Here is an 11,453-nt window from a genome sequence, read left to right on the forward strand (position 1 = left end):
GCGCGAGCCCGGATCCATCAGGCCGCGGAATCGGTGGTGAAACGGATTGCGGGCTCTCGCTTCGCGAACCCCGGAATGACGATTAGAGATTGACTTGTGGAGATAATCCCGCGCCGCCGCTCAGGTGAAAGCGACCTCGATCCGGTTGTCGCACTTCGCGGTGATGCGGCAGGCCCGCGACAGCGCGTCGGCGGCGATCCCGAGCTTGAACTGGTCGGGGATACCTGAGGTGGACAGCACCTCGATCGTCGCGGTGTCGCGCGACAGGCCGCGCACCGTGCAGTCGATCGTGGAATGGCCGGCGTTGAAGCTGATCTTGCCGGCCTTGAACACCCGTCGCGCGGTCGGCGCGATCGACGGCGCCCGCTCGACCCAGGCCAGCGCCTGATTGCGGCCGGCCTGCTTGGCGCCGTACATCGCAAGGTCGGCGTTGCGCAGCATGTCGTCGAAGCAGTTGCCGGGCGAGAGCACCGCGCCGCCAAGGCTGCAGGTGACACGGATCGTGCCGGCCGGCGTCTCGATCCGCGTTGCCGCGACGGCAGCGCGCACCTTCTCGAGCACGCCCATAGCCTGGTCAAGTGGGGTGTGCGGCAGCAGGATGCCGAATTCCTCGCCGCCGAGCCGGCCGATCACGTCGGAACTGCGCAGCGCACATCGCGCGGCGTCCGTGACGGCTGCCAGCACCATGTCGCCGACGGCATGCCCATAGGTATCGTTGACCTGTTTGAAGTGATCGACATCAAGCACGGCGCAGGCGAGCGGACTGAGATGCCGCGCGGCCAACGCGGTCAGCCGTTCGCCTTCGCTGCGGAATGCGCGCCGCGAAGAGCAGCCGGTGAGGCCGTCCTGCATGCTCAGATTCCGCAGCATCATCTCGTCGACGGCGATCGCGGCGAGGTCGGTCAGCATGCTGACGGTATCGTCATCGAACTCGCGCGGGCGCGTGTCCATCGCGCACAGGGTTCCGACGATCGCGCCTGAGATCCTGAGCTGCGCGCCGGCATAGAAGCGGATGAATGGCTTGCCGCGCACGAAAATGTTGTCGGCGAGGCGCGGGTCGCGTTCCGTGTCGGGAATGATGAGGGGATGGTCCTGCGCGATCGCAAAGTTGCACAGCGCAGGTCCGCGTGCGGTCTCGCGATCCGCCATGCCCTCAGAGGCCTTGAACCATTGCCGATGGCCGTCGATCAGCGTCAGCGTCGACATCGGCACGCGAAAGATCTTGCGGCACAGCCCGGTCAGGCGATCAAAGGCGAGCTCGCGCGGCGTATCGAGGATGTCGAGTTCGGCCAAAACATCGAGGCGCTGCGTCTCACGGTCGTGCGTGGCTTGCATCAGGGTACCTCCGGCGGCGGCACCCTCTCCGAAAGCCGTTAATGCTGCGTTGACGCGATCTGAAACGTTCGCCGCCGGCGGTTTCTCGGGACTTAGCCGGCAGCGGCTAGCAATGCTTCATGCGCAAGATTGCTGCCGTCTGTCTGTTCGGAGTTTTGCCGGTTTGCTTGCCCACGCCAGTGGGTGAACGGCTCAGGGATGGGAACCGTGATCGATAGCCTGGTCCGCGGCCTCGCCGAAATGTTGTTCGATGCGTTCCTGACCAAGACCGGCCGAGGGCTGTGGGGCATCGTCGGCCTCCGTCCACACGACCTCGTATCGATGTTCAGCGAACTGATGTTTTGGACTTTCGCGGGTTTATTCACCTACGTCATGATGTCGAGGTGAAGGGCTTTGGGACCCCGCCGCGTTGGACGACGCTGACGCGCTCTTGCCAAAATAGTTAGCCCCGATTAACCAGCCGGTCGCATCAACGTTGCCGTTTAAGACTGTCGCAATCGGCAATAATTATTGAGTATCTTGCGACCGGCGATTCCCGTTAAGGGACCGTGTCGCCGCTTTGGCAAATTTTCGGCGATTTTTGGGGACATTGAACCGCATGTGCGGCATCGTCGGCATTCTTGGACGCGCTCCGGTCGCGGAGCAACTGGTGGATTCGCTGAAGCGGCTGGAGTATCGCGGCTATGATTCAGCCGGTGTCGCCACGCTGGAGAACGGCTTGCTGGCGCGGCGCCGCGCCGAGGGCAAGCTGAAGAACCTCGAGACCCGGTTGCAGGCCAAGCCGCTCGGCGGCCACACCGGCATCGGCCACACCCGCTGGGCCACTCACGGCAGGCCGACCGAGAACAACGCGCATCCGCACGCCACCGAACGCGTCGCCGTGGTGCATAACGGCATCATCGAGAATTTCCGCGAGTTGCGCGAGCAACTCGAGCATAAAGGCGCAGTGTTCTCGACCGAGACCGATACCGAGGTTGTGGTTCATCTGGTCGACGATCTGCTCAAGGGCGGCGTCGCGCCGGTCGAGGCGGTGAGGGCGGTGCTGTCGCAACTGCGCGGCGCCTTCGCGCTCGGCTTCATCTTCGCCGGCCAGGACGATCTGATGATCGGCGCCCGCAACGGCCCGCCGCTCGCGGTCGGCCATGGCGAGGGCGAGATGTATCTCGGCTCGGACGCGATCGCGCTCGGGCCGTTCACCGATACGATCAGCTATCTTGAGGACGGCGACTGGGTGGTGCTGAACCGCAAGGGCGCCACGATCTTCGACAAGGACAACGCCATCGTCCATCGCGAGGCGATCAAGCACACGACGGCGACCGCCTTGGTCGACAAGGCGAACTATCGCCACTTCATGGCGAAGGAGATCCACGAGCAGCCGGAAGTGGTCGGGCACACGCTTGCGCGCTACGTCGACATGGCGACAGAGCGCGTCGCCCTGCCGGTCAAGCTGCCGTTCGACTTCAAGGACATTCAGCGCATCTCGATCACGGCCTGCGGCACCGCGAGCTATGCCGGCTTTGTCGCAAAATACTGGCTGGAGCGGCTGGCACGCGTTCCGGTCGAGCTCGATGTTGCCTCCGAATTCCGCTACCGCGAGGCGCCCTTGCGCAAGGGCGACCTTGCGATCTTCATCTCGCAGTCTGGCGAGACCGCCGACACACTGGCGGCGCTGCGTTACGCCAAGTCGCAGGGCGCACACACGCTCTCGGTCGTCAACGTGCCGACCTCGACGATCGCGCGCGAAAGCGAGACCGTGCTGCAGACGCTCGCTGGTCCCGAGATCGGCGTTGCCTCGACCAAGGCGTTCACCTGCCAGCTGATGGTGCTGGCCGCGCTCGCGGTTGCCGCCGGCAAGGCGCGCGGCGAACTCTCCGATGCCGACGAGGCCAAGCTGGTGCACGGCCTCGTCGAGATCCCGCGTCTGATGTCGGAAGCGCTCACCTCAGAGCTGCAGATCGAGAAGCTGGCGCGCGAGATCTCGAAGTCGCGCGACGTGCTCTATCTCGGCCGCGGCACCAGCTATCCGCTGGCGCTGGAAGGTGCGCTGAAGCTGAAGGAAATCTCCTACATCCATGCCGAGGGCTACGCCGCCGGCGAGCTCAAGCACGGGCCGATCGCGCTGATCGACGAGCACATGCCGGTCGTGGTGATCGCGCCCTACGACAAGGTGTTCGAGAAGACCGTCTCCAACATGCAGGAGGTCGCCGCCCGCGGCGGCAAGATCATCCTGATGACCGACGCCAAGGGCGCCGCGGAGGCGACCATCCAGTCGCTGGTGACGATCGTGATGCCGGATATGGGGGCGACCTTCGCGCCGATGGTCTATGCCGTTCCGGTGCAGCTGCTCGCCTATCATACTGCCGTGGTCATGGGCACCGACGTCGATCAGCCCCGGAATCTGGCCAAATCGGTCACGGTCGAATAGCCGCAAGTGACGCTGTCACGCAGCCCTTCAAAAACCTGCTAGAATGGCTTAGCTCAGGGGTGCTGCGCGCCGAAGTTCGGGACAGGATCATCATCTCGCGCTAGCCTTTTGTTTATGCACGGTCTTTTCGGAAATCCGCGGCGCACTTTTCCGGATCATGCTGGTGAGGACGGCCGCTTCGACGATCTGGAACAGCAATGACGTCCAACAAAGTGCCTCCCCACGCGCCAGGTGAACTGCCTCCGGACGCTCCCCGCGGGCTGATGGCGCGGTTCCGCAACTATTTCCTGACCGGCCTCGTGGTGGCCGGGCCGATCGCGATCACGTTCTATCTGACCTGGTGGTTCGTGAACTGGGTCGACAATCTGGTCCGGCCGTTCGTGCCCACGGCCTACCGGCCGGAGACCTATCTGCCGTTCGGATTGCCGGGTTCCGGCCTGATAGTTGCCGTCATCGCGCTGACGCTGCTCGGCTTCCTCACTGCCAATCTGATCGGGCGAACCCTGGTCGATCTCGGCGAGCGGCTGCTCGGCCGGATCCCTGCGGTGCGTGCGATCTATCGCGGCCTGAAGCAGGTGTTCGAGACGCTGTTCTCCGGCAACGGATCGAGCTTCCGCCGCGTCGGCCTGGTCGAGTTTCCCTCGCCCGGGATGTGGTCGATCGTGCTGATCTCCCAGGCGCCGAGCGCCGAGCTTGCGGCCAGTCTGCCTGGCGAGGAGGAGCACATCTCGGTGTTCCTGCCGTGCGCGCCGAACCCGACCACCGGCTTCTTCTTCTACGTGCCGAGGAGCAAGATCATCGAGATCGACATGAGCACCGAAGATGCTGCGACGCTGATCATGTCGGCCGGCGTGGTGCAGCCCGGCGCCAACGATCAGAAGCAGCGCGCCGCGGCGCTCGCCGGCATGGCCAACGCCGCGCGCGTCGCCAACCAGGCCTCGTTGCAGCCGGCCACTCAGCCCGCGCCGGCAAAGGTGGAGTAGGGGCCGGCGCGCCCATGCGGCGTGTCTGGTCGTACGATCGCGCTATCGCACCGTCATCCCCGCGCAAAGGCTTCGCCTTTGTCGCTGGAGGAGCGCGCTCTTGCGCGCGCCTCGAAGTATGCACGGCCACCAGCCGGGCCGTCGATCCTTCGAGACGGCCGCGTTGCGGCCTCCTCAGGATGACGGTGTGAGGGCTCGGCGTGTGTCGCGTTGAATCACCCCGCGCCGATCAGCGGCACGGCCTCGTCGCGCTCATATAGATAGAGCAGGCAGCGCAACGCTTCGCCGCGTTCGCCCTTCAGCTTCGGATCGTCCTTCATGATCCGCAGCGCCTCGTCGCGGGCCTGGGTGATGAGCTGGCCGTGCACCTCGGAGCGCGCGATGCGGTAGCCGGGCAGGCCGCTCTGGCGGATGCCGAGCACGTCGCCTTCGCCGCGCAGCTTCAGATCTTCCTCGGCGATCCGGAAGCCGTCCGTGGTCTCGCGGATCACTTTCAGCCGCGCCTTCGACATCTCGCCGAGCGGCTCCTTGTACAGCAGGAGGCAGGTCGAGGCCTCCGAGCCGCGGCCGATGCGGCCGCGCAGCTGGTGCAGTTGCGCCAGCCCAAAGCGTTCGGCATTCTCGATCACCATGATGGTCGCGGCCGGCACGTCGACGCCGACCTCAACGACGGTGGTTGCGACCAGGAGCCCGATCTCGTGCGCGGCGAATTGCGCCATCACGCGATCCTTCTCGGTGCCCTTCATCTGGCCGTGCACCAGGCCGACGCGATCGCCGAACCGCTGCTGCAAACTCTCGAAGCGCTCGGTCGCGTTGGTGAGGTGCTCGGTGCCCTCGGCCTCGGATTCATCGACCAGCGGGCAAATCCAGTAGACCAGCTTGCCGGCGCCGAGCGCACGGCCGACGCCGTCCATGACATCCTCGATCCGGCTCATCGGCACCGCGCGGGTGTCGATCGGCTGGCGGCCGGCGGGCTTTTCGCGCAGCTCCGAGACGTCCATGTCGCCAAAGTATGTCAGCACCAGCGTGCGCGGGATCGGCGTCGCGCTCAGCACCAGCACATCGACGGCCTCGCCCTTGGAGGTCAGCGCAAGGCGTTCGCGCACGCCGAAGCGATGCTGCTCGTCGACCACGGCGAGCGCCAGCGCCTTGTAGATCACGTCGTCCTGGATCAGCGCGTGGGTGCCGACCAATAGGTCGATCTCGCCGGCCTCAAGCCGCGCCAACAGCTCGCGGCGCTCCTTGCCCTTCTCGCGGCCGGTCAGGATGGCAACCCGCATGCCGGCGCGCTCGGCGAGCGGCGCGATGGTCTTAATGTGCTGGCGCGCCAGGATTTCGGTCGGCGCCATCAGCGCGGCCTGCTTGCCTGCTTCGGCGACGGCGGCGGCAGCTAGCAGCGCCACCACGGTCTTGCCGGAACCGACATCGCCCTGCACGAGGCGCAGCATCCGCACCGGCTGGCGCAGATCCTCAATGATCGCCGCGACCGCCTCCTGCTGCGATTTGGTCAGCGCATAGGGCAGGGCATCGATAATCCGGTTGCGCAGATGGCCGTCGCCGGCGTTGCGGACGCCGGCTGGCCGGCGCAGCGTGGCGCGGATCAAGGCTAGCGCGAGCTGGCCGGCGAGCAGTTCGTCGAATGCGAGGCGCGACCAGAACGGGCCGTCGGGCAGGATGTCGGTCAATTCGACCGGAATATGGACGCGGGTCAGCGCCTCCCTGATCGGCGGGAAGTTGCAGCGGCGCAGCACTTCGGGGCTGATCCACTCCGGCAGGTCCGGCAGCTTGGTCAGCGCCTGCGCAATCGCGCGGCGGAGCGAGCCGATCGCGAGCCCCTCGGTCAGCGGATAGACCGGATCGATCCCGGACAGCTTAGCAAAGCCGGCTTCATCGATGACGCGGTCGGGATGCACGATCTGCGGGATGCCGTCATACATTGCCAGCGTGCCGGAGACGTAGCGCTTCTCGCCGACCGGCAGCAACTTTTCGACATAGCCGGGCTGGGCGCGGAAGAAGGTCAGAACGACATCGCCGGTGTCGTCGCTGGCATAGACGAGATAGGGCGCGCGCGAATTGCGCGGCGGCGGCGGGCGATGGCGGTCGACGGTGACCTCGAGCGTGACCATCGTTCCGACCGCAGCGTCACGGATCTTCGGCCGCGCGCGGCGATCAATCACGCTCGCCGGCAGGTGCAGCAGCAGATCGACCAGCCGCGGCGTCTCGCTGCGGTCGAGCAGATAGCGCAGCAGCTTGTCCTGCTTCGGGCCGACACCCTGGAGGGTCGTGACCTGGGCAAACAGCGGATTGAGCAGGCTGGGGCGCATCGGGAGAATCTAGGTCCGTTTCGACACGTCATGCCCGGCCTTGTGCTGGGCATCCACGTCTTTTTTAAGCGAGCATGAATTGCCGGGTCCCGTCTACGCCAAGGCTTCGACGGGCGCGCAAGCCCGGCAATGACGGCATGCGCCCAAAGCATCTCCAAAACGCGGCGAAAGAGGGCTGACATCGGCCCCGGCCATCGCTATATCAAGCCCGCCCGGCACGTCCGGGCTTTTGGCGTTCGATGGATTTTGGGACATGACGGGATCGACACGATCGAGCCACGGGCTCGATGACCGCCGCAAGCGGCTTTTGTTTCGCTGCTGGCATCGCGGCACCCGGGAGATGGACTTGATCCTCGGCCGCTTTGCCGATTCGACCATCGCCGACCTGTCCGATCAGGAGCTCGGCGAGCTCGAGCATTTGATCGAGGTACCGGACCCCGACCTCTATGCCGCACTGACCGGCGATAGGGTGCTGGCTGCCGAGCATCAGACCGCGCTGTTTGCCCGCATCAAGGCGTTCAGGGTCGCGGATCCCAGCGCATGAAGCAGCCCATGAAATCCCCGGCCGCGATGCTCGCGCCCGGCCGGGTGCTGACCATCGCCAATGTCGCCGAGGGCGCCGAGGGGCTCGTCATCTCGGATCTGGCGCGCGCGATCGCCGCGCAGCCGAAGCGGTCGGCGGTCAGTCTCGCCGTGGTGTGCCGCGACGGCGCGCGGATGCAGCAGCTCGCCCGCGCACTGGAGTTTTTTGCGCCCGATATCGCCGTGATGCAGGTTCCGGCCTGGGACTGCCAGCCCTATGACCGCGTCTCGCCGCATTCCGGCGTTCTGGCGCAGCGGCTGACGGCGCTGGCGAAGCTGTCGCGGCTGGTCGGCTCCGACAAGCCGCTGATCGTGCTGACCACGGTGAACGCCGCCGTGCAGCGGGTGCCGGCGCGCGATCAGGTCGCGGCGCAAGCGCTGTCGGTTGCGCCCGGCAACGTCGTGCCGATGGATTCGGTCGTGGCCTGGCTCGAGCACAACGGCTACACCCGCTCGTCCACGGTACGCGAGCCCGGCGAATATGCCGTGCGCGGCGGCATCCTCGATCTGTTTCCGGCCGGCCTCGACCAGCCGGTGCGGTTCGACTTCTTCGGCGACTCGCTGGAGTCGATCCGCACCTTCGATGCCGAGACCCAGCGCACGCTGCTCGACATGCGTGGGCTCGATCTCGTGCCGGTGTCCGAGTTCCAGCTCACGACCGAAACCATCCGCCGTTTCCGGATGGGCTATGTCGCAGCGTTCGGCGCGCCGGGACGCGACGACCAGCTCTATGAAGCGGTCTCCGAGGGACGGCGTCATCCTGGCATGGAGCACTGGCTGCCGCTGTTCCAGGAGCGGATGGACACGCTGTTCGATTATCTCGACGGCGCGACGATCGCGATCGAGCCGCAGGGCGAGGACGCCGCGCGCGAGCGCTTCACGCAGATTGCCGACTACTATGACGCACGGCGCGAAGCGCTGGAGCATCCGGGCAGCGGCGCGATCTACAAGCCGCTGCCGCCGGACAAGCTGTATCTGTCTGAGGCCGAATGGACCAGGCTGCTCGGCGATACACCGCTCGCGCGGCTGACGCCGTTCGCGGTGCCGGAAGGCTCGCCCGACGTGTTCGACGCCGGCGCGCGGCAGGGCCGCAATTTCGCGCCGGAGCGCGCCGACGGCAATGTCAACGTGTTCGAGGCCGTCGTCGGCCACATCGGCGCGCTGCAGTCGCAGCGCAAGAAGGTGATCGTCGCGCTGTGGAGCGAGGGCTCGCGCGACCGCATGGGCGCGATGCTGCGCGACCACAAGCTGCTCAACACCACGAGCGTCAACACCTGGCGGATCGTGCAGGCGACCCCGCGCAACGAGACCATGCTGGCCGTGCTCGGCATGGAGTCCGGCTTCGAGACCGACGAATTCGCCGTCATCAGCGAGCAGGACATTCTCGGCGACCGCCTGGTGCGGCCGCGCAAGGCGAGCCGCAAGCTCGACAATTTCATCTCGGAGGTGACGAGCCTTGCGACCGGCGACCTCGTCGTTCACGTCGAGCACGGCATCGGCCGTTTCGTCGGGCTGCAGACGCTGGAAGTCTCCGGCGCGCCGCATGACTGCCTCGAGCTGCATTATGCGGCGGAGACCAAGCTGTTCCTGCCGGTCGAGAACATCGAGCTGCTGTCGCGCTACGGCTCCGACAGCGCCAATGTCGAGCTCGATCGTCTGGGCGGTGGCGGCTGGCAGGTGCGTAAGGCGAAGCTCAAGAACCGCATCCGCGAGATCGCCGGCGAACTGATCAAGATCGCGGCCGAGCGGCAGCTGCACGAGGCGCCGAAATTTCCGCTGCAGCCGCACATCTATGACGAGTTCTGCGCGCGCTTCCCCTATGAGGAGACCGAGGATCAGTTGGGAGCCATCACTTCGACCCTGAACGACCTCGAGATCGGCCGCCCGATGGATCGCCTGATCTGCGGCGACGTCGGCTTCGGCAAGACCGAGGTGGCGCTGCGCGCGGCGTTCGCCGTGGCGCTCGAAGGCCGGCAGGTCGCGGTCGTGGTCCCGACCACGCTGCTGGCGCGGCAACACTCGCGCACCTTCACCGAGCGCTTCAAAGGTTTCCCGGTCAATGTCGCGCAGGCGTCGCGGCTGGTTTCGACCAAGGAGTTGAACCAGGTCAAGAAGGGACTCACCGATGGCAACGTCGACATCGTCGTCGGCACCCATGCGCTGCTCGGCAAGGCCATCAAGTTCAAAGACCTCGGTCTTTTGATCGTCGACGAGGAGCAGCATTTCGGCGTCAGCCACAAGGAGCGGCTGAAGCAGCTTCGCGCCCAGGTCCATGTGCTGACGCTGTCGGCAACCCCGATCCCGCGCACGCTGCAACTGGCGCTGACCGGCGTGCGCGAGCTCTCGATCATTGCCTCGCCGCCGGTCGACCGCCTCGCGGTGCGCACCTTCGTCGCGCCGCACGATCCCCTGATGATCCGCGAGGCATTGCTGCGCGAGCGCTACCGCGGCGGGCAGGCGTTCTACGTCGTCCCGCGGATCGAGGACCTCGCCGGCGTCAAGGATTTCCTCGACAAGAACGTGCCGGAGATGAAGGTCGCGGTCGCGCATGGCCAGATGCCGCCGACCGTGATCGAGGACATCATGTCCGCGTTCTACGACGGCAAATACGATATCCTGCTCTCGACCACGATCGTGGAGTCCGGTCTCGACATCCCGAACGCCAACACGCTGATCGTGCATCGCGCCGACATGTTCGGTCTCGCCCAGCTCTACCAGCTGCGGGGTCGTGTCGGCCGCTCCAAGCTGCGCGCCTATGCGCTGTTCACCTTGCCGGCGCAGCAGAAGATCACGGCGCAGGCGGAGCGGCGGTTGAAGGTGCTGCAATCGCTGGAGACGCTGGGCGCGGGCTTCCAGCTCGCCTCGCACGACCTCGACATTCGCGGTGCCGGCAATTTGTTGGGCGAAGAGCAGTCCGGCCACATCAAGGAAGTCGGCTTCGAGCTGTACCAGTCGATGCTCGAGGAGGCGATCATCAACCTCAAGGCCGGCGTCGCCGAGCCCGCCGCCGACCGCTGGTCGCCGCAGATCACGATCGGGATGCCGGTCCTGATCCCCGAGGACTACGTCAACGATCTCAGCGTACGGCTGTCGCTCTATCGGCGTCTCGCCGATCTCGAGACCGACGACGAGATCGACAGTTTCGCCGCGGAGATGCGCGACCGCTTCGGCGTGCTGCCGGACGAGGTGCGTTATCTGTTCAAGGTCGCCGCGATCAAGGCCTATTGCCGCCGGGCCAATGTGGGGAAGGTCGATGCCGGCCCGAAGGGCGCGGTGATCGCGTTCCGCGACAACAGCTTTGCGCATCCGGAGCGGCTGGTGACGTTCATCCGCCAGCACGGCCAGGCCGCCAAGGTGCGACCCGATATGAAGGTGGTGTTCTTCCAGGAATGGGATACGCCCGAAGAGCGGCTCGCCGGCACCACCGAGATCCTGCGCCAGCTCGCCAATCTCGCGGAGAACAAGAAGGCGGCGTGAGGTTCACACTCCCGGTGGTTGTTGCATCTGTAAGCTTGAGGCGATCTCACGCAAACTCGTCATGCCCGGGATAAGCCCGGACATGGTGGTTCTCAAACATCAGTTCGTTTCCAAATATTTCTGCACCTTGGCGCGGCTCGACTCAGAGAGCGAACGGAAGATCTGAGGCGGGCGCGACGATTCCACAATGTGAACAACTGGCGAGAAACATTGAACTTTTGCGACCTGGATCTTGACGGCTTTGGGGCGAATTGTAAGCTGATCGTGTTTTTAGTTCAGATCGGCCTTTATATTTTGGATGACGTAGCAACTTGAATCTGGTTGGCG

General features: G+C 65.5%; 7 protein-coding genes. 5 read left to right on the plus strand and 2 right to left on the minus strand.

What is annotated here, in order from left to right; genetic code table 11:
• Nucleotides 1-120: 120 nt before the first annotated feature.
• Nucleotides 121-1,335: a diguanylate cyclase gene (locus tag ACE103_RS21105; protein WP_375774756.1), complete on the minus strand. Its 1,215-nt coding sequence runs from the start codon at nucleotides 1,333-1,335 to the stop codon at nucleotides 121-123.
• A 207-nt stretch (nucleotides 1,336-1,542) separates the two neighbouring features.
• Between ACE103_RS21105 and ACE103_RS21110 the strand changes: the two genes are divergently transcribed.
• The 3 genes from ACE103_RS21110 (at nucleotide 1,543) to ACE103_RS21120 (ending at nucleotide 4,743) form a co-directional block, all read left to right on the plus strand.
• Nucleotides 1,543-1,722 (plus strand): hypothetical protein, encoded by a 180-nt coding sequence (locus tag ACE103_RS21110; protein WP_375774757.1) that lies wholly within the window; start codon nucleotides 1,543-1,545, stop codon nucleotides 1,720-1,722.
• 211 nt (nucleotides 1,723-1,933) lie between these two features.
• Nucleotides 1,934-3,760, plus strand: a complete 1,827-nt coding sequence (gene glmS / locus ACE103_RS21115) for a glutamine--fructose-6-phosphate transaminase (isomerizing) (protein WP_375774758.1) — start codon at nucleotides 1,934-1,936, stop codon at nucleotides 3,758-3,760.
• A gap of 197 nt (nucleotides 3,761-3,957) precedes the next feature.
• On the plus strand, nucleotides 3,958-4,743 hold the full coding sequence (locus ACE103_RS21120; RefSeq protein ID WP_223975127.1) for a DUF502 domain-containing protein: 786 nt from the start codon (nucleotides 3,958-3,960) through the stop codon (nucleotides 4,741-4,743).
• Between the two features lie 215 nt (nucleotides 4,744-4,958).
• On the opposite strand, the gene recG is transcribed toward ACE103_RS21120, so the two are convergent.
• A complete protein-coding gene (gene recG / locus ACE103_RS21125; RefSeq protein ID WP_375774759.1) occupies nucleotides 4,959-7,067 on the minus strand; it encodes an ATP-dependent DNA helicase RecG in 2,109 nt (702 codons plus the stop codon).
• 253 nt (nucleotides 7,068-7,320) lie between these two features.
• Here recG and ACE103_RS21130 point away from each other — a divergent pair, with 253 nt between their 5' ends.
• Both ACE103_RS21130 and mfd read left to right on the plus strand, forming a co-directional pair.
• Nucleotides 7,321-7,611, plus strand: a complete 291-nt coding sequence (locus ACE103_RS21130; protein WP_342711233.1) for a succinate dehydrogenase assembly factor 2 — start codon at nucleotides 7,321-7,323, stop codon at nucleotides 7,609-7,611.
• Nucleotides 7,608-11,126 (plus strand): transcription-repair coupling factor, encoded by a 3,519-nt coding sequence (gene mfd / locus ACE103_RS21135; protein WP_375774760.1) that lies wholly within the window; start codon nucleotides 7,608-7,610, stop codon nucleotides 11,124-11,126. The genes ACE103_RS21130 and mfd overlap by 4 nt, the downstream gene beginning before the upstream one ends.
• Nucleotides 11,127-11,453 lie beyond the last annotated feature (327 nt).

This window comes from Bradyrhizobium sp. ma5 (assembly GCF_042258955.1).
In the GTDB taxonomy this organism is placed as follows: Bacteria; Pseudomonadota; Alphaproteobacteria; order Rhizobiales; family Xanthobacteraceae; genus Bradyrhizobium.

What these genes read in the sequence shown, in the direction of transcription:
- ACE103_RS21105 (WP_375774756.1), bottom strand. Translation starts at nt 1,335, where the DNA reads ATGCAAGCCACGCACGACCGTGAGACGCAGCGCCTCGATGTTTTGGCC.
- glmS (WP_375774758.1), top strand. Translation starts at nt 1,934, where the DNA reads ATGTGCGGCATCGTCGGCATTCTTGGACGCGCTCCGGTCGCGGAGCAA.
- ACE103_RS21120 (WP_223975127.1), top strand. Translation starts at nt 3,958, where the DNA reads ATGACGTCCAACAAAGTGCCTCCCCACGCGCCAGGTGAACTGCCTCCG.
- recG (WP_375774759.1), bottom strand. Translation starts at nt 7,067, where the DNA reads ATGCGCCCCAGCCTGCTCAATCCGCTGTTTGCCCAGGTCACGACCCTC.
- ACE103_RS21130 (WP_342711233.1), top strand. Translation starts at nt 7,321, where the DNA reads ATGACGGGATCGACACGATCGAGCCACGGGCTCGATGACCGCCGCAAG.
- mfd (WP_375774760.1), top strand. Translation starts at nt 7,608, where the DNA reads ATGAAGCAGCCCATGAAATCCCCGGCCGCGATGCTCGCGCCCGGCCGG.